Origin of the sequence: Methylobacterium sp. P1-11 (assembly GCF_008329595.1) — a bacterium.
GTDB lineage: Bacteria > Pseudomonadota > Alphaproteobacteria > Rhizobiales > Beijerinckiaceae > Methylobacterium.
Genome location: NZ_NPKS01000004.1, coordinates 88,672 through 105,742 on the forward strand (window position 1 = coordinate 88,672; position 17,071 = coordinate 105,742).

Genomic DNA, 17,071 nt, shown 5'->3' on the forward strand with positions numbered 1-17,071 from the left:
GCCGCTCCGGCTTTCCGACCCGGGAAGTCGTCAGGATGCGGCGGCGTTCCCGTCAAGCCTGTGATCGACGGGAACGCCGCGGCGCGACGGTCCCGGACCCTGCGACGTGTTCGGAGTACCGCATTTCGTGGATGCGCAGTCTTCGCGCTGCATTCAAAAGTTTAGGTTGGCAGCACTATTGCCGAGTTCCCGAGAAACCGCCATGTCTTGTCTCATAACCGGACAAGCGGCGCGTCGCGCTTCAGGATTGGGCCAATGGCGTCCGTGACATTCGAGAAACCGCTGGATGTCGGCGGACCGCTCAGCCGCCGGGCTGCGGCCCTGGCCAATGTCCGCTGGTTCCGCGCGCTGGCGTGGCGGGCGCTGCGTGATGGCGGTCCGCGGGCGGAGCTGCGCGCGGCCAATGCCCGGTCTGCCGCCCGGATCGTGCTGCGTCAGGCCAAGCGGGAGGCTCTGGTCGACCGCTTGACGCGTCAGGCTGTGGAAGCCTCGCTCTGAGGCGCTGCGCCGGCCACGTCCGCTCCGGGTCCAGGTCTGAGCGCCGGACGCGCAGGGAGACGTGAGACGGTTCCGTCCCGGGATGATGCACGCGACACTTGGCCGTGCGGCGGCCGGTCTCGCGACGGTGCCGCCGCGAGACCGGACTCGTGCGCGGCCGATGCGCCCGGCCGAGCCGAATTGAGGTGCGTCAGCGCTTGAACTTACCGTCGTACTTGAACTCGGGGGCCGACTTCAGCTGATCCTTGGTGGCGCCGATGACGGCCTTCCACTTCTTGGCGTCGGCATCGTAGCCGATCGCGATCGAGTTCGGCGAAACGGCCACGTAGTGCTCGCCCATCCCGAGGAAGCCGCCCACGGAGACGATGTATCCGGCGAGCTTCTCGTGCTCGATCACCAGATCCTTGATCTCGCCGACCGTGCCGTTCTGCGCGTCGGTGACGTTGAGGCCGATCAGGTTGTAGCTGAGCACCGCATCCTGCGGGACGGTCTCGAATTTCGGCGCCACGGTCTTGGGGGCTTCATTAGCGGCGACGGCCGGCCCGGCGAGGGCGGCGGCGGCGAAGGCGGCGAGGACGAGGCGGCGCATGGCAATCTCCAGTGGCCCGGTATGGGCCGTCGGAAATGGCCGCCTCCCGCGCATCGTTCCGCGCGGACACGGAAATGTTAATGCGCGGAACATGGAACGGCCCGGCGTCGTCTGCACGATGCGGCGTGGCCTGGGCGGCTGCCGACCGCCCAGCCGGCGCGCAACTGTACTGGAAAGCGACTGGGACAGAACGCCTGGCCACGCGACGATCGTTCCTGGCCGACGGCCCCGCGGCGCGGCATGCCGCGTCCGTCATGCGTGAGGAGGAGACATCCGTGGCGGGGGGAGTACTCGAAGCGGCGCGTGGGCCCGCGCCCGGGGCCTGGGTGGACGGTCTCGTCGGCATCACGATCTTCAGCGCCTCGCTGGTCGCCACGCGCCTCGCGCTGACCGGCATGGATGCGCTGTTCCTCAGCGCGGCGCGGGCCGCGCTCGCGGGTCTGGCCGGCGCCGCCGCGCTCCTGGCGCTCCGCCAGGCGCGGCCGTGCCGGGCCGATCTCCCGGCGCTCGCCATCGTGGCCGCGGGCGCCGTAGTCGGATTCCCGCTGCTCACCGCCCTGGCTCTGCGGACGGTCGGCGCCGCGCATGGAACCGTGTTCCTCGGCCTGCTGCCTCTCGCCACCGCCCTGTTCGGCGCGCTGCGTTCGGGCGAACGGCCGTCGCCGATCTTCTGGCTGCTCTCGCTCGCGGGTGCGCTGGTCACGGTCGGTTTCGCCGCGCGGGCTCGATGGTCCTCCCGGTCCGGGGGACGCCTTCATGCTGGCCGCGATCCTGCTCTGCGGGCTCGGCTACGCGGAGGGCGGCGTCCTGGCCCGCCGGCTCGGCGGCTGGCAGGTGATCGCGTGGGCCACCGTCCTGTCATTGCCGGTGAGCCTGCCGCTGGCCCTCGCCCTCCGGCCGGCGGAACCGGCCGCGATCCCGCTGCCGGCCTGGGCGGGCCTCGCCTACGTCGCCCTGTTCAGCATGCTGATCGGCTTCGTGTTCTGGTACCGGGCCCTGGCGCGTGGCGGCATCGCGGCGGTCGGACAGCTGCAGCTGCTGCAGCCGTTCCTCGGACTCGGCGTTGCCGCGCTGATCCTGGGCGAGCGGATCGAACCCGCGATGATCGGTGCCGCCCTGGCGGTCGCCGTCTGCGTGGCGCTCGCGCGGCGCTTCGCCTGAACGGGCGCGGGCGGCGTCAGCCCGACTTGGCCACCACCTCGATATCGCGGTCGAGGCCGCTCTCGACCTTGAACTCGCGGGTGTAGACCTGCCCGTCATGGCGGGCGATCAGCACGTAATCACCCTCCGCGAGGGTCACCTGTGGGAACGCGCCGATGGCCTCGCGGATCGTGTCGCCGCCGGGCGTGAGGACCGAGAAGGCCGTGCCGGCGAAGGCCTCGGCACCGGGAGCCGCGACGAGCTTCAGCGTCACCGTCGCGGCGCGGTGGTTGAGGGTCGCCTCCGTCACCTTGCCGTTCTCGACCCGCAGATCCGCGCGCTGGATCGCATTCGATTCCCCATAGGTCGAGACCACGTGGTATGTGCCCTCCGGCAGGCGCAGCAGCTCGCCGGTCTTGATCCCCGAGCGCACGAGCCGCCCCTCGGAATTGGTCCCCACCGGCACGAAGACCGAGAACATCACCTGACCGGGCGGGATCTTCTGGTCGCCGACGGCGCCCGCGAGAGTAAGGGCGCCGGCTGCCACCCGCAGCGTGTCGTTGGTCGGCTGGCCCCCCATGACGATGCGCTTCGACGCGCTGGCGAAGCCGTAGGTCACCGTCGCCACGTAGGCGCCGGGGGCCAGGGTGAAATGCGGCTCGGCCTCGCTCGAACGACCGACGATCGACGGACGCGTGCCGTCGCCGCGATCCTCGTAGATCCGCCACGCAAGGCCCTGGCGCAGGGGCGTGCCCGGCCCCGACAGGAGCGCCGACAGCGACAGCTGCGCCTCCGGTTCGGCCGGCGGCAGGGCGGGCGGCAGGTTCGGGGAGGTGATCGACGGCGAGGGCAGGGCGCCCCCGAGCCGGTTCTGGAACGGATCCTGCTGCGCGGATGCGGGCGGCAGGCCGGCGGCGAGCATCGCCAGCACGGTTGCGGCAAGCCTCATGCGCATCGGTTGGCCCCTCTCGACCCTTCGCTCCGGTCCGGACGCCGGATCGTCCGGACCGGGCTCTGACTGCGGACCATGGCGGCGGCAAGGCCGCTCTTCCACCGGCGCCTCCCGCATGCCACATGCCCGTCGGGACGCGATACCGGGACGGAGCGCATGACCGCCACCCTCGACCTCCTGAAGACCCGCCGCTCGGTGCCGCCAGCGCTGCTGGACGAGCCCGGACCGGATCGGGCACAACTCGACACCCTCCTCAGCGCGGCCTCCCGCGTGCCCGACCACGGCAAGCTGGCCCCCTGGCGCTTCATCGTCATCGCCGGCGAGGCCCGGGCGCGGGTGGGCGAGATCATCGCCGCGGCCTTCGCGGCGGACAATCCCGGCGCCGCGCCCGAGCGGCTCGCGCAGGAACGCGCACGCCTGTCGCATGCGCCGGTCGCCGTGGCGGTGGTCTCGCGGGCCGGACCGCACGTCAAAATTCCGGAATGGGAGCAGGTGCTCTCCGCCGGCGCCGCCACCATGAACCTCGTGATCGCGGCGAATGCCGCCGGCTTCGCGACCTCCTGGCTCACCGAATGGTTCGCCTATGACCGCCGCGTCCTCGACGCGCTGGGCTTGGCGCCCACCGAGAAGCTGGCGGGCTTCGTGCATATAGGCCGGGCACGCGAGGTGCCCTCCGACCGGCCCCGGCCGGCGCTGGACGAGATCGTCACCTACCTCTGAAGGGACCGGCCGTGCACTACGATCTCGATCTGCCGCGGGAGGCACGCGCCCTCCCGCACAACCCGCTCAAAGCGATCGTCGCCCCGCGGCCGATCGGCTGGATCAGCGCCATGAATCGTGCGGGCGAGCTGAACCTCGCACCCTACTCGTTCTTCAACGCCGTGGCCGACAACATGGTCGCGTTCTCGTCGACAGGCCGCAAGGACGCGATGACCTTCGCCGAGGAGGGCCGGGAATTCGTCTGCAGCCTCGCCACTTGGGACCTGCGCGACGGGATGAACGATTCCTCGGCGCCGCTGCCGCGCGGAACGAGCGAATTCGCCTTCGCGAGCCTGGAGACCGCGCCCTCGCGCAAGGTCCGGCCGCCGCGGGTGGCGGCCTCGCCGGCGGCGCTCGAATGCCGCTGGCTGCAGACGGTGCCGCTGGTCCCCCTCGAAGGCGGCGAGGCCGAGAACTTCCTGGTGATCGGGCAGGTCGTGTCGATCTACGTCGACGAGCGCTTCGTGACGGACGGGAAGGTCGATACGGCGGCGATGCATCCGATCATGCGCGGTGGATACTTCGACTACTTCCACGCCACCGCCGACACCCGGTTCCAGATGCGCCGGCCGAAGGGCGCGGGAGAGTTCACCGGGTCCTGAAACAGGATCCGGATCGGCCCGGCCGATTGAGGACTTGTTTACCATAGCGGGCGCAGGTTCGGCTGGTCTCCAGCCCCCGTGCGCGCCCGGATGTTCCTGTTCACCACGCCCTCGAGCCCTTCGGAGAGCCCGCCGCCCCAGGCGCGAGCCCTGCCGGGCACGGCCGCCTCGGGTCCGGTGGTCCAGGCGATCCGCGACGGTGCCACGGCGAGCGGCGTCGGCTTCGACTATCTCCTCGCGACGGCGCGGCGCGAATCCGCCCTCGATCCCGCAGCCAAGGCCGGGACCTCCTCGGCCACCGGCCTGTTCCAGTTCATCGAGCAGACCTGGCTCGGGGTGATGAAGAATGCCGGGCCGAAGCTCGGCCTGCAGACGCAGGCCGATGCCATCACCCGGCAGTCGGACGGCACCTACACGGTCCCCGACGCGACCCAGCGGCAGGCGATCCTCGATCTTCGCCGCGATCCGAAGATTTCCGCGACTCTGGCCGGTGCCCTGACCCAGCAGAATGCCGACGCCCTCACGAGCGCCCTCGGCCGCGAGCCGACCGCCGGTGATCTCTACGCGGCGCACGTGCTGGGCGCGAAGGGCGCGGCGTCCCTGATCTCGACAGCCCGGGCCTTCCCGGAACGCGCCGCCGCCCTCGACCTGCCGGAGGCGGCGGCCGCCAACCGCGCGCTGTTCTACGATCGCGCCGGCCGGCCGCGCAGCGCCGCCGAACTCTATGCCAGCCTCGCGGCGGCGGCCCAGGGTGCGGCCGCCACCGACCTTACCGGCCTGCGCCAGGACGGCACCGCCGCGCCGCAGGCCGTCTCGGCCTATGCCAGCGCCGCGACCGCCTTCGGCGGGACCTCGGACCTGCGCTCCCTCTTCCAGACGGATCAGCGCGGCGCGGCCTCGGATGCCGCAGCCCGACTCTGGCAGGCGCGCAACAGCGCCGCGCCGTATCAGCACGCGGCGCCGACCTATTTCCCGCGTTCCGATGCGCAGACGGCTCCGCCCGCGGCCGCTCCGGAGCCCACCGTCACGGGCACCCTTCCCGAGCCGGCGGCGACGCCGCCGGGCATCGCCCTCCTCAATCCGCCGCTGCCGCCCCGCCGACCGGCGGAACTCGCGGCCGCAGCGTCCATGTCCGGCAACAGGACCAGCCTGTTCGCCCCCCGGAGCGGTCGATGATCATCCGCGAGTTTCTGGCCTGGACGCAGAACGCCTCGGCCGAAGGTCGTGCCGAGGCGACCGCGGCGCTGGCACGGACCTACCTGTACGGCGATCTCGGCGATGACGCGGCCTGGGAGGCCAAGACCGCGCTGCTCGCGCTCCTCGACGATCCATCACCCCTGGTCCGCCGGGCGCTCGCCGAGACCTGCGCCGCCTCGGCACGGACACCGCGCCCCCTGGTCGTCGCCCTGTCCTGCGATGTCCCGGAAGTGGCGCGACCGGTGCTCGCGCGCTCCCCGGTCCTCACCGATGCCGACCTCGTGGACGCGGCCGCCCTCGGCGACGAGGCCACCCGCGCGGTGATCGCGGCCCGGCACCACCTGTCGCACGCGGTCGCGGGCGCGCTGGCCGAGATTGGCGAGACCGACACGCTGGTCGTGCTCGCGGCCAATCCGACGGCGAAGATCACTGCGGGCCGGATGCTGCGCATGATCGAGCGCCGCGGCGACGAGGCCGCCCTGCGCGAGGCATTCCTCGCCCGCGCCGACCTGCCGCCGGAGGTGCGCCACGCCCTCGGGATCGCGGTGGCGCGGGCCCTCACGGATTTCGTCACCGATCGCGGCTGGCTCGGCGCCGAGCGCTGCGACCGGATGAGCCGCGAGGCCGGGGAGCGCGTGGCGCTCGAGGCCTGCGAGGGCTTCGGCGCGGCCGCCGTGACGCGGCTGGTGACGCATCTGCGCACCACCCGCCAGCTGACCGCCGGCCTGATCCTGCGCGCCGTGCTCTCCGGGCGGACCGATTTCGCCCTGGCCGCACTGGCGGACCTGTCGGGGCAGGACCATGCCGCCGTCGGCCGCGCCATGCGCGCGCCGCGGCTCTTTGCCGATCTGCACGCCCGGGCGGGCCTGCCCGACGCGCTCCTGCCGCCGATGCAGGCGGCGCTCTCTGCCCGGCAGGAACTCGCACGCGGCGCGGTCCCCGTGCGCGGAACGGGCCTGTCGCGACGGATCATCGCGTGCGCCATCGACGCCTGCGGCGACCCGTCGGATCCGGAGATGCATCCGGTCATCACGCTGCTCAATCGCTACGAGGCCGAGGCGGCCCGCGACGAGGCCCGCGAGATCGCCCGCGCCATCGCCGCACAGGCGCTGGCCCGGGAGACAGCCCGCCGCGAGGCCGAGGCCGCCGATGCGGCATGGCGCGCCGCCCTGGAAAGTCAGTGCCGGACCGCCTTTGCACCCGCGGCCGATGAACCCATCCTCGTCGCAGTCGCCGACACCGCAGAGGCGCCGGCCGCCGCGCCGCTCAACCCGGTCGGCGCGATCCTCGATGCGCTGCCGGAGCAGATCCTGGCCTGGTACCGGCCCGAAGAGCTGGACCCCGAGATCCAGGCCGCCACGGATCGCGTGCTCGACGGCCTCGGCGACAGCCTCTTGGATCATTTCCGCTCCAGCCACGGACGCGCCGCGCCGCAGCCGGACGAAGCGCCCGTCGAGAAACCGGTGAGCATCGCCGCCTGATCGTGGATGGGCGCGGCCGGCTCCCGGGTCCCGGTCACACGACGCGTCGGAAGGCGGCGCGCCCGTTGCGGATGATCGACACCAGCGCCCCGCCGAGGCAGCCCAGAAGCGCACCGGCGAACACCACGAGGGTGAGCGTCCGGTTCCACAGCCGCTCGAGGCCGAGGTCGGTGGTGACGAGGTCTGGACGCGCCGGATCGGCCATGATGCCGACCGTGTAGTCGCCCGCATGTAGCCCGGTGAAGACGTAGTTCACCCGGCGCGTCACGCCGCCCTCGGGCGTGGGCAGCGTCAGCGTCGCGTTGCAGACGTGGAAGACGAGCTTGGTGCTGCACGCGCCCTCGCTCGCCCGCGCATTCTGGACGGGCCGGGCCGCGTCGCGCACTTCCCAATCCGAGATCAGGACGGGCGCCGTGTAGATGACGCTGGCGGCCAGCAGCCCCCCGAACAGCACGAAGCCGAACAGCACCCCGAGGATAACGGTCCAGCTCGTGCGATCCGGCGGCAGGCGCAGGGTCTCGGCAGCCTCGGGCGCCGCGGCGTCGGTCTTGGCGGATGATCCCATATGATCCTCAAACAGGCTGGGCTTCGGGAGCGGTGGCGCCGCCGGCGTTGGTCGCGAGCGATGCAGGCTCGGCCAACGATGCACGCTCGGCCAACGATGCACGCTCGGCCAGAGCTCGGCGTGCGAGATGCGCGGCCTGATAGCGGCCAATCAGGTCGGCAAAATCCTGAGGCTTCATCTTGCGCGGCAAGCCGACCGTGAGGGTCACGATGCGCCGCTTGGGGTCGAGTTTCACGGCGTGCCGGCCCGGCGCCCGCGTCGGCCAATCCGCCCCGGGCGGCAGCAGAAGGCGGGTGACCATGCCGCGGCGGCTCAGCGACATGTCGAGATCGGCGATGGCCTCCCATGGGATCCCCCTGTCGAGGCCGGGCGCCGTCAGCCCCGCGGGGCTCAGGATCAGTGTGACCTGTTCGCCCCGCGACAGCATGAAGGCGGCGGCCGCGCCGAAGAGGGCGGCGAGGGCCAGCACAACGACCAGGACGACCTGGGCCTCGTAAGGCGACAGTCCCGGAATGCGGAACAGGGCCAGGGCGAGGGCCGCGGCCGCGAACAGGCAGCCACCGGCCGCCAGCGCCCAGCCGCGAGCGCGGTGGCTGGCGCGCAGCACCTGATCCTCGGTGCCGATCTCCGCGGCGGTCGCCTCCAGTTGCGCGCGGGTCGCGGCCTCCTGTGCCCGGGCGACGCTGAGAAAATCCTCGGTCGCGGCCCGGCACTGGCCGGCGGGATCGACGAAGTAGGCGGCGAGCGGGTCGCGACTTTGCGCCAGCGGTGCGGTTCCGACAGCGGCCAGCAGGTCCGCATCGAGCGCCACGCCGAGGGCGGCGATGCGCTCGCGCGTCGGCGGGTGGGTGTCGGTCGGATGGGCCTGCCCGTCCTCCAGCCGCGCCGACGGGTCGTCGAGGCCGCGCGCGGTCGTGTGCTCGAGCAGGGCCGCCACGAGGTCGGAGGGTGCCGTCTCTGGCGCGTCGGCGGCCGACTCCAGGGTCTCGACGACGCGCTGGCGCACCGCGCCGTAGCGCAGGAGCGCTCGGGCCGAGGCGGCGGAGGAGGTGACGGCCGCGCCGGCCGCGTCCGCCGCGAATTCACGCATCCGGCTCCAATGGCGCACCGCGAGGTGGAAGCGCTCCATCACGAACAGGCCGAGCCGCACCGATGGCCCGAGCACGCCGAGTGCACCGCTCTCGCGCTCGGCCATCGCCTCGAGGGAGCGCCCGACGCCCGCATAGATCGGCAGGAAGCGCTGGCTGTAGGCCGTATCGCCGCCGGCATAGTGGGCGAGTTCATGCCCGATGATCGCTGCCGTCTCATCGACGCGCATCAGTGCGAGGTAGGGCAGGGGGACGTAGAGGATCCGGCCGTCGAGCCGCGTGCCGCCGGGTTCGAGCAGGGCGGGGCCGGCGCTGACGAAGAAGCCCTCGGTGAGGCCGACGACCAGGGCCTCGGGCTTGAGCGCATCCATCCTCTCGGCGAGCGCTTCGACGAGGCGCCACAGGCCCGGCGCCTCCGACGGCGCGATCTGCCGGCCGAGGATCGGCAGAGGATCGGGCTCGAAGGCGTCGAGCGCCCGGCGCAGCCCGATCAGGGCGCCGCCCGCGGCGAGGATCGTGGCCCCGGCCGCACCGGCCGCGATCGCCAGGAGCTTCACGCCGCCGCCGGTGAGGCCGCCCTCGACGAGCAACCCCGCCTCGAAGAGGATGATCGCGACGAGGGCGGCGGTCGCCGCCACGATCTGGAGGGCGAGCGTGGCCGGCAGCAACCGCCGCATCCCCGAGAAGCCGCGCACCAGCGCGTCGCGCGAGCCGCGGCCGAAATGCCCGAGCACCCCACTGGCGAGCAACACGAGCACGGAGAGCGCCGCCGCGATGCCGCCGCCCGCGATGGCGACCGGCGGAAGCAGGCGCCGCCAATCCATCACCACCGCGAGGGTCCCGGCCCCGTCGCGAGCCTCCCGGGCCTTCACCAGCGCGTAGGGGCCGCCGTAGTTCTTGCCGTCGTGGCGGAACTGCACGCGGAAATCAGGGCGCCCGTCCCGCGGCGTCCGGGCCTCCAGATCCGCCACGACGGCGGCGAGGCGATCGCGCTCGGCAGCGAAGGCTCGCCAGTCATCGGCGCCGCGTTGTGCCTGCCAGAGCCCGATCAGCAGGAACGCGAGCGGCAGCAGCACGGTGGCGGCGAAGAGGCTCGCCAGGGCGCGCGGGCGCGAGCGCGCGGGCGGGGACTTTGCCTCGGCGATGGTCGGCTCCTGAAGTGTCGAAGGCTCGAAGGTCCAGCGACGAACCAATTGCCGCGTCGATCGAAGGACCGCGCAAGATCGCCGGCACAGTCGAGCCCGGGATATCCATGAAGACAGGCGAGAAAGATTGGACGCGATCGAGCCTGGACCGATGTGAGGGCAGGATTTCTACCCTATCCGACGGAGGCGTCAACCGAATGCTGTCGCGCTCGCGCCCGGATGCATGCGCCGGTTGCCACACCTTAGCGGGAGCCAGACATCGCGCCGGTGCGGCCCGATCACGCTGACTCGGTGGGAGACAGGAGGCGGATCGGTCTTGGCGTCGCCCGTCCGGCAGATCCGGGAGGAGGCCGGCAGGATCAACGGTCCAAACGGTTCGGGCCCGAGATCCGTGGATCTTGGGCCCGACCGTGTCACGCGAATTCAGGTGGATCGGTTCGCCGACCGGCCTACGAGCAGCCGGTCGTGGACCCGCAGGTGTCGCATTTCAGGCAGGTGCCGTTGCGGACCAGCGTGAAGTTCGCGCATTCGGGGCAAGCCTCACCGACATAGCCCTTCATCTTCGCCTCGGCGCGGCGGTCGGCGACGCTCCGCTCCGCCTTGGCGAAGGGCAGGGTGTCGGCGATCGTCTCGGCTTGACCGGCGGTCGCCGGCTCGGCCTTGAGTGCCGTGCTGCCGCGGATCGCGTGGACCGTGCCGCCGGCAGGCGCCGACTGTCCGGCACTCGCCGCCCCGACGCCCAGGGCCGCACCGGCCGGGCCACCCTGGATCAGGGTCAGACGGTCGGCCGAGCCGCGCAGCAGGCCGCGGGAGACGACCGAGGAGGCCGGCGCGGGCTTCGGTCCCTCGCGGGTCGTGTCGCCGCTCTCGCCGCCGCCGATCACCGTGCCGCCGATCTCGGCGGGGCTGACATGGGCGAGGTCGGCGCGGCCGAGATACGAGACCGCCAGCTCGCGGAACACGTAGTCGAGGAGCGAGGTGGCGTTCTTGATCGCGTCGTTGCCCTGGACGAAGCCGGCCGGCTCGAACCGCGTGAAGGTGAAGGCCTCCACGTATTCCTCCAGCGGCACGCCGTACTGGAGGCCGAGCGAGATCGCGATGGCGAAGTTGTTCATCAGGCTCCGGAAGGTCGCGCCCTCCTTGTGCATGTCGATGAAGATCTCGCCGAGGCGGCCGTCGTCGTACTCGCCGGTGCGCAGGTAGACCTTGTGGCCGCCCACCACCGCCTTCTGGGTGTAGCCCTTCCGGCGGGACGGCAGCTTCTCGCGGGAGCGGATCCGCTCCACCCGCTCGATCACCCGCTCGACGATCTTCTCCGCCACCGCCGCGGCCTTGGCGGCGGCCGGCGCCTGGATCAGGGCCTCGATCCCCTCGTCCGCCTCGTCGTCCTCATCCGCGATGAGCGCCGAGTTGAGCGGCTGCGACAGCTTGGAGCCGTCGCGGTAAAGGGCGTTCGCCTTGAGGGCGAGGCGCCAGGACAGCAGATAGGCCGCCTTGCAATCCTCCACCGTGGCGTCGTTCGGCATGTTGATGGTCTTGGAGATCGCCCCCGAGATGAAGGGCTGCGCCGCCGCCATCATGCGGATGTGGCTCTCCACCGAGAGGTAGCGCTTGCCGATCCGGCCGCAGGGATTGGCGCAGTCGAAGACGGGATAGTGCTCGGCCTTGAGGAAGGGCGCGCCCTCCAGCGTCATCGCTCCGCAGATATGCGTGTTGGCGGCCTCGATCTCCTTCTTCGAGAAGCCGAGGAACGGCAGCAGCTCGAAGGTCGGATCCGACAGCTTCTCGGCCGGGACCTTCAGCGTCTGGATGAGGAAGTCGTCACCGAGCGTCCAGCGGTTGAACACGAACTTGATGTCGAAGGCCGACTTCAGTCCCTTCTCGACAGCCGCGATCTTCTCGTCCGAAAACCCCTTGGCGCGGAGCGTCGTCGGGTTGATCCCCGGCGCCTGGCCCATGGAGCCGTGGCCGACCGCGTAGGCCTCGATCTCGGCGATCTCGGATTCGCGGTAGCCCAGCGCCCGGAGGGCGTCCGGCGCGGCCTGGTTGATGATCTTGAAGTAGCCGCCGCCGGCGAGCTTCTTGAACTTCACCAGGGCGAAATCGGGCTCGATGCCGGTGGTGTCGCAATCCATCACGAGCCCGATCGTGCCGGTCGGCGCGATCACGGTGGCCTGCGCGTTGCGGTAGCCGTGCTCCTCGCCGAGCTTCAGCGCCCGGTCCCAGGCGGCCCGGGCGTGGGCGCCGAGATCGGCCTGCGGGATGTTGGCGTGGTCGAGGGCGACCGGCGCGACGTTGAGGAACTCGTAGCCCTCGGCCTCACCATGCGCCGCCCGGCGATGATTGCGGATGACCCGCAGCATCGCGTCGGCATTCTCGTCGTAGGCCGGGAAGGTGCCGAGTTCCGCCGCCATCTCGGCCGAGGTGGCGTAGGCGACACCGGTCATGATCGCGGTGAGCGCGCCGGCGAGAGCCCGACCCGCGTCGGAATCGTAGGGAAGGCCCATGGTCATCAGCAGGCCGCCGATATTGGCGTAGCCGAGACCCAGCGTCCGGTAGCGGTAGGAGAGTTCCGCGATCTCCTTCGACGGGAACTGCGCCATCATCACGGAGATCTCGAGCACCACCGTCCAGAGCCGGTTGAGGTGCTCGAACGCCTCCACGTCGAACCGCTTGGTCTCCCGGTCATACATCGTCAGCAGGTTCGCCGAGGCGAGGTTGCAGGCGGTGTCGTCGAGGAACATGTACTCGGAGCACGGGTTCGAGGCCCGGATCCGCCCGCCCGCCGGGCAAGTGTGCCAGTCGTTCATCGTGGTATTGAAGTGCAGGCCCGGATCCGCCGAGGCCCAGGCAGCCTCGCCGATCCGCTCCCACAGGTCGCGGGCCTTCAGGGTCTTGGTGACCTTGCCGGTGGTGCGCGCCTGGAGGGTCCAGTCGGCATCCGCCTCGACGGCGCGCAGGAAGTCGTCGGTCAGCGAGACCGAATTGTTGGAATTCTGGCCGGCAACCGTGAGGTAGGCCTCCGAATCCCAGTCGGTGTCGTAGACGGGGAACTCGATCTTGGTGAAGCCCTGGCGGGCGAACTGCACGACCCGCTTGATGTAGGCGTCCGGCACCGAGGACCGGCGGGCGGCCTTGATCTCACGCTTGAGGGCCGGGTTGCGCTCGGGGTCGAAGCAGGCATCGCCCTCGGCCTCGCACTGGGTGCAGGCCTTCATCACCAGGTTCAGGTGCTTGGAGACGACCTTCGAGCCGGTCACCAGCGCGGCGACCTTCTGCTCCTCCTTCACCTTCCAGTCGATGAAGGATTCGATATCCGGGTGGTCGATGTCGACGATCACCATCTTGGCGGCGCGCCGCGTGGTGCCGCCCGACTTGATCGCGCCGGCCGCGCGGTCGCCGATCTTCAGGAAGCTCATCAGGCCCGACGACTTGCCGCCGCCGCCGAGCTTCTCGTTCTCGCCGCGCAGCATCGAGAAGTTCGAGCCGGTGCCCGAGCCGTACTTGAACAGGCGCGCCTCGCGCACCCACAGGTCCATGATGCCGCCCTCGTTGACGAGGTCGTCCTGGACCGACTGGATGAAGCAGGCATGCGGCTGCGGATGCTCGTAGGCCGAGGCGGACTTCGTCAGCACGCCGGTCTGCGGGTCACAGTAATAGTGGCCCTGGCTCGGGCCATCGATGCCGTAGGCCCAGTGGAGACCGGTGTTGAACCATTGCGGCGAGTTGGGCGCCACCATCTGGCCAGCGAGCATGAAGCGCAGCTCGTCGAGAAAGGCGGAGGCGTCCTCCTCCGACGAGAAGTAGCCACCCTTCCAGCCCCAGTAGGTCCAGCAGCCGGCGAGCCGATCGAAGACCTGCGTGGCGGACGTTTCCGAGACGAAACGCTCCTCCTCGGGGAGTTCGGCGAGCGCCGCATCGTCAGGGATCGAGCGCCAGAGGAAGGAGGGGACCGCGTTCTCCTCGACCTTGCGGAGCCGGGCCGGGACGCCCGCCTTGCGGAAATACTTTTGCGCGAGCACGTCGCTCGCCACCTGGCTCCAGCTCTCCGGCACGTCGATACCATCGAGACGGAACACCACCGACCCGTCCGGATTGCGGATCTCGCTCAGCGCCTTGCGGAAAGGGATTCCGGCGTAGGGCGATTGTCCGGCCGTGGTGTAGCGACGCTCGAACCGCATGAAACACACCTCTCCCGACGGGACACGACGGTCCCGGCCCCGCGCGACGCGGGGTCTGTGCCCGATAGTGGGATTCGCGTCCGATCACGCCCGGAAGAGGGACGTGCCTCGGCTTCGCGAATGAAATCCTGGAACGGCCACCCCTGTTCAACGCACCACAATCAGGGGGCGCGACCGATGCAGGGAGATTACCGCCGCCTTCACTCTCACGTCAACAAGTGGTGTTCGGCGGCCTTGTTCCCCGCTAGATGTTGTGCCGGCTCGCAAAAGCCTGTGGATATCATCCGGGTGCGGGATAAGTGTCCTTCCGGCTTTCCAGAATCGGATCGGGAAAATTTTAGATTCACAACCCTAGGGAGCGGGGTCGGCGGCGTGCTGGAACCGGAGGCCGAAAGCGCGGGCGGAGCGTGGCCGCGCAGCGACACTTCCGTCATCCGGCTGGACTCGCACGCGCGCGGTCACCATAACGGCGCCGAGAAGCGCCCTCGCGGCGCGGCACGATTCCGGGACCGGCGATGGCGCTGAAGGACACTTTGCTGCGCATCTTCACGTGGTGGAACGGCCAGACCGTCTCCGTCGCGCTCCAGACCGCACGCACCGGCATCTTCGTCGGCGAGGACGAGTTCGGGAACAAGTACTACAAGGCGGAAGGGGCCCTGATCGATCGCTCGGTCGGCTCGGAGCGCCGCTGGGTGGTTTACAACGGTTACGCCGACGCCTCGAAGGTGCCGCCCGGCTGGCGCGGCTGGCTCTGCCACAACGTGGACCTCGCTCCGAGCGAGGAGAACTACCAGCCGCGCGCGTGGCAGAAGCCGCATATCGAGAACCAGACCGGCACTCCGAACGCGTACAGGCCGGCGGGTTCGCAGCTCTCCTGGGGCCAGCGGCCGGCGGCGACGGGCGACTACGTCTCCTGGACCCCGGGCGAGTAGATCAACGGTCCCACGCGGGCCCGGCGCCCTTTTGCCGCCACCGTTCCATTGTTCATGGCGGGCCAATCCCGATTGTCCGCCGCGCACCTGACGGCGCGGCCGGCCACCCTCGTCTAGGGGTCCGAGCCTTGAGCCGCATCACCGCCTTCGTACGCCGCGCGCTCGCCCCGAGCCTCGTGCTCGCCGTCTGCGCCAGCCCCGCCGCCGCCGACAAGATCAAGAACCCGACCGCGGTCTTCTCCGGCCTCGACAAGATCACCGGCCGGATCGTCAACTTCGAGGTCGCGGTCGACGAGACCGTCCAGTTCGGCGCGCTGCAGCTCACCCCGCGGGTCTGCTACACGCGCCCGCCGACCGAGAGCGCCAAGACCACGGCCTTCCTCGAGGTCGACGAGGTCACCCTCGACAACAAGTACCGGCGGATCTTCACCGGCTGGATGTTCGCCGCCAGCCCCGGCCTGCACGCGATCGAGCATCCGATCTACGACGTGTGGCTGGTCGACTGCAAAGGCGGCAGCGACGTGATCGCCGAGGCCAAGGAGCAGGAGGACATCCCGGCCGTCGCGGCCAAGCCCGAGAAGGCCAAGCGTCCCGGAAAGGACGCCACCAAGACCGCGCAGCAGATCAACGCCGCCGGCCAGGTGGATGTGGAGGCGCCGCGCGGCGTGCCGGTCCAGCCGCGCCAGAAGCCCTCGCGCAAGTTCTTCCCGTCGAACGAGGGCCCTGCGCCGGCTCCGCCGCCGCCGCAGCAACAGCCGCAGAACCTGTTCGACGCGCTGTTCCGCTGACGCCCCTCCCGACCGAGACGCAGAGCGGCGCAGGCTGAGGCCGCGCGTCGTGGAAGACGCCGTTGCTTGCGAAACAGGACCGCGCCTCAGGCGACGTTGAGGCGGCGCCCGCGATTCCAGGCGAGGAACGGGACGCCGGAGAGCAGCCCGGCGAGCGCCGCACGCGTCTGATGGCATCCATTCACCGACACCCGGGGGAGAGCCTGCAGGTGGTCGGCATGCTCGGCGAACAGGTGGCCGGGTCGGGTGGTGACAGCGGTCGCGAAACCCATGTCCCGCGCGAGGGCGAATTCCCGCGGGCCGGCGGAGGTCGCATCCCCCACCGGATAGGAGAGGTGCCGCACCGGTCGCCCGAGCTCCGCCTCGATCCGCGCGCGCCCGTCGGCGATCTCGCGCGCGGCGCGGGCGGCGTCATGCTTGGCCAGCATCGGGTGGCTGACCGTGTGCGCACCGATGGTGACCGCGGCGTCGGACGCGAGGTCGCGCAGTTCCGTCCAGGACAGGCATAAGTCGGCGGCCACTCGCCCGGGCGGGAAGCCGGCCTGCCGGCAGAGGTCGGCGATCCGGTCGAGGAGGTCTTCTTCGCCGCCGCGCCTCAGGTCGCGATACAGGGCTTCGAAGGCGAGAGCCTTTTCCTCCGGACTGCGCGCCGGGAGGTCGAAACTCCGCGTACCGATCGCGATCCGCACCCGGTCCAGGCGCGCGATCGCCTGCTCCAGCTCGATCCACCAGAGACGGCCGGCCTGATCGGCGAAACCGCTGGTCACGAACAGCGTCCACGGCGCGCCGTGGCGGGCCAGCACCGGCCGGGCATGCACGACGTTGTCGCGGTAGCCGTCATCGAAGGTCAGGACCGCGAAGGGCGGCCCGTAATCCGGCTCGGCCAGACGCTCCGGCACGGAATCCAGGCCGATGATCTCGAAGCCGCGGGCATCGAGTTCGCGCAGGGTCAGGTCCAGGAATTCGGGCGTGATGCCGAGCAGGCGGTTCGGCGCGAAGGCCGGCACCGGCGCCGGGCTGACATGATGAAAGGTGAGGATCACGCCGAGGCCGCGCGCCGCGGGGCCGAGCCAGCGATCCGCTCCGAGCGCCTGAATCGCGCGAAAGCCGGACGCGAAGACCCGATGCTTGGCACGCGACGACAGCATGGCCCT

Annotated in this window: 13 protein-coding genes and 1 pseudogene; 8 read left to right on the forward strand and 6 right to left on the reverse strand. The window is 70.8% G+C overall.

What is annotated here, in order from left to right:
- The first annotated feature begins 255 nt into the window (after nucleotides 1-255).
- On the forward strand, nucleotides 256-498 hold the full coding sequence (locus CIW48_RS05700; protein ID WP_149309869.1) for a hypothetical protein: 243 nt from the start codon (nucleotides 256-258) through the stop codon (nucleotides 496-498).
- 190 nt (nucleotides 499-688) lie between these two features.
- On the opposite strand, the gene CIW48_RS05705 is transcribed toward CIW48_RS05700, so the two are convergent.
- Entirely contained in the window at nucleotides 689-1,087 is a 399-nt protein-coding gene (locus CIW48_RS05705; RefSeq protein ID WP_149309871.1) for a PRC-barrel domain-containing protein, read from the reverse strand.
- Nucleotides 1,088-1,341: 254 nt separating this feature from the next.
- Here CIW48_RS05705 and CIW48_RS05710 point away from each other — a divergent pair.
- Nucleotides 1,342-2,248: pseudogene (locus CIW48_RS05710) on the forward strand (DMT family transporter).
- Nucleotides 2,249-2,264: 16 nt separating this feature from the next.
- Here CIW48_RS05710 and CIW48_RS05715 read toward each other — a convergent pair.
- The gene (locus CIW48_RS05715) at nucleotides 2,265-3,182 is read right to left on the reverse strand and encodes a hypothetical protein (protein WP_149309873.1); all 918 of its coding nucleotides are present in this window, start codon (nucleotides 3,180-3,182) and stop codon (nucleotides 2,265-2,267) included.
- Nucleotides 3,183-3,335: 153 nt separating this feature from the next.
- Between CIW48_RS05715 and CIW48_RS05720 the strand changes: the two genes are divergently transcribed.
- The 4 genes from CIW48_RS05720 to CIW48_RS05735 all read left to right on the forward strand — a co-directional run bounded on the left by CIW48_RS05720 (nucleotide 3,336) and on the right by CIW48_RS05735 (nucleotide 7,218).
- The gene (locus CIW48_RS05720; RefSeq protein ID WP_149309875.1) at nucleotides 3,336-3,899 is read left to right on the forward strand and encodes a nitroreductase; all 564 of its coding nucleotides are present in this window, start codon (nucleotides 3,336-3,338) and stop codon (nucleotides 3,897-3,899) included.
- 11 nt (nucleotides 3,900-3,910) lie between these two features.
- Nucleotides 3,911-4,540, forward strand: coding sequence for a flavin reductase family protein (locus CIW48_RS05725; RefSeq protein WP_149309877.1), 630 nt, complete (start codon nucleotides 3,911-3,913; stop codon nucleotides 4,538-4,540).
- Nucleotides 4,541-4,630: 90 nt separating this feature from the next.
- Nucleotides 4,631-5,716: a lytic transglycosylase domain-containing protein gene (locus tag CIW48_RS05730; protein ID WP_149309879.1), complete on the forward strand. Its 1,086-nt coding sequence runs from the start codon at nucleotides 4,631-4,633 to the stop codon at nucleotides 5,714-5,716.
- The gene (locus tag CIW48_RS05735; RefSeq protein ID WP_149309881.1) at nucleotides 5,713-7,218 is read left to right on the forward strand and encodes a DUF2336 domain-containing protein; all 1,506 of its coding nucleotides are present in this window, start codon (nucleotides 5,713-5,715) and stop codon (nucleotides 7,216-7,218) included. The genes CIW48_RS05730 and CIW48_RS05735 overlap by 4 nt, the downstream gene beginning before the upstream one ends.
- 34 nt (nucleotides 7,219-7,252) lie before the next feature.
- Here the strand turns inward: CIW48_RS05735 and CIW48_RS05740 are convergent, their stop codons facing one another.
- The 3 genes from CIW48_RS05740 to CIW48_RS05750 all read right to left on the reverse strand — a co-directional run bounded on the left by CIW48_RS05740 (nucleotide 7,253) and on the right by CIW48_RS05750 (nucleotide 14,197).
- Complete coding sequence (locus CIW48_RS05740; protein ID WP_149309883.1) at nucleotides 7,253-7,783, reverse strand: hypothetical protein; 531 nt, start codon at nucleotides 7,781-7,783, stop codon at nucleotides 7,253-7,255.
- Nucleotides 7,784-7,790: 7 nt separating this feature from the next.
- Nucleotides 7,791-9,947, reverse strand: a complete 2,157-nt coding sequence (locus CIW48_RS05745; protein WP_149310093.1) for a M48 family metallopeptidase — start codon at nucleotides 9,945-9,947, stop codon at nucleotides 7,791-7,793.
- Between the two features lie 518 nt (nucleotides 9,948-10,465).
- Entirely contained in the window at nucleotides 10,466-14,197 is a 3,732-nt protein-coding gene (locus CIW48_RS05750) for a vitamin B12-dependent ribonucleotide reductase (protein WP_149309885.1), read from the reverse strand.
- Between the two features lie 515 nt (nucleotides 14,198-14,712).
- On the opposite strand from CIW48_RS05750, the gene CIW48_RS05755 reads away from it, so the two are divergent.
- Together CIW48_RS05755 and CIW48_RS05760 are read left to right on the forward strand one after the other, a co-directional pair.
- Nucleotides 14,713-15,129, forward strand: a complete 417-nt coding sequence (locus CIW48_RS05755) for an NADH:ubiquinone oxidoreductase subunit NDUFA12 (protein ID WP_091777337.1) — start codon at nucleotides 14,713-14,715, stop codon at nucleotides 15,127-15,129.
- 128 nt (nucleotides 15,130-15,257) lie between these two features.
- The gene (locus CIW48_RS05760; RefSeq protein ID WP_149309888.1) at nucleotides 15,258-15,917 is read left to right on the forward strand and encodes a DUF2155 domain-containing protein; all 660 of its coding nucleotides are present in this window, start codon (nucleotides 15,258-15,260) and stop codon (nucleotides 15,915-15,917) included.
- An 86-nt stretch (nucleotides 15,918-16,003) separates the two neighbouring features.
- Here CIW48_RS05760 and CIW48_RS05765 read toward each other — a convergent pair whose 3' ends face one another.
- Nucleotides 16,004-17,065 carry a polysaccharide deacetylase family protein gene (locus tag CIW48_RS05765; RefSeq protein WP_149309890.1) on the reverse strand — a complete coding sequence of 354 codons (1,062 nt, stop codon included), beginning with the start codon at nucleotides 17,063-17,065 and terminating at the stop codon, nucleotides 16,004-16,006.
- Between the last annotated feature and the right edge of the window lie 6 nt (nucleotides 17,066-17,071).

Bases quoted from the DNA above. Each gene is read 5' to 3' on its own strand.
- CIW48_RS05700 (WP_149309869.1), top strand. From the start codon at position 256: ATGGCGTCCGTGACATTCGAGAAACCGCTGGATGTCGGCGGACCGCTC.
- CIW48_RS05705 (WP_149309871.1), bottom strand. From the start codon at position 1,087: ATGCGCCGCCTCGTCCTCGCCGCCTTCGCCGCCGCCGCCCTCGCCGGG.
- CIW48_RS05715 (WP_149309873.1), bottom strand. From the start codon at position 3,182: ATGCGCATGAGGCTTGCCGCAACCGTGCTGGCGATGCTCGCCGCCGGC.
- CIW48_RS05720 (WP_149309875.1), top strand. From the start codon at position 3,336: ATGACCGCCACCCTCGACCTCCTGAAGACCCGCCGCTCGGTGCCGCCA.
- CIW48_RS05730 (WP_149309879.1), top strand. From the start codon at position 4,631: ATGTTCCTGTTCACCACGCCCTCGAGCCCTTCGGAGAGCCCGCCGCCC.
- CIW48_RS05735 (WP_149309881.1), top strand. From the start codon at position 5,713: ATGATCATCCGCGAGTTTCTGGCCTGGACGCAGAACGCCTCGGCCGAA.
- CIW48_RS05740 (WP_149309883.1), bottom strand. From the start codon at position 7,783: ATGGGATCATCCGCCAAGACCGACGCCGCGGCGCCCGAGGCTGCCGAG.
- CIW48_RS05750 (WP_149309885.1), bottom strand. From the start codon at position 14,197: ATGCGGTTCGAGCGTCGCTACACCACGGCCGGACAATCGCCCTACGCC.
- CIW48_RS05755 (WP_091777337.1), top strand. From the start codon at position 14,713: ATGGCGCTGAAGGACACTTTGCTGCGCATCTTCACGTGGTGGAACGGC.
- CIW48_RS05765 (WP_149309890.1), bottom strand. From the start codon at position 17,065: ATGCTGTCGTCGCGTGCCAAGCATCGGGTCTTCGCGTCCGGCTTTCGC.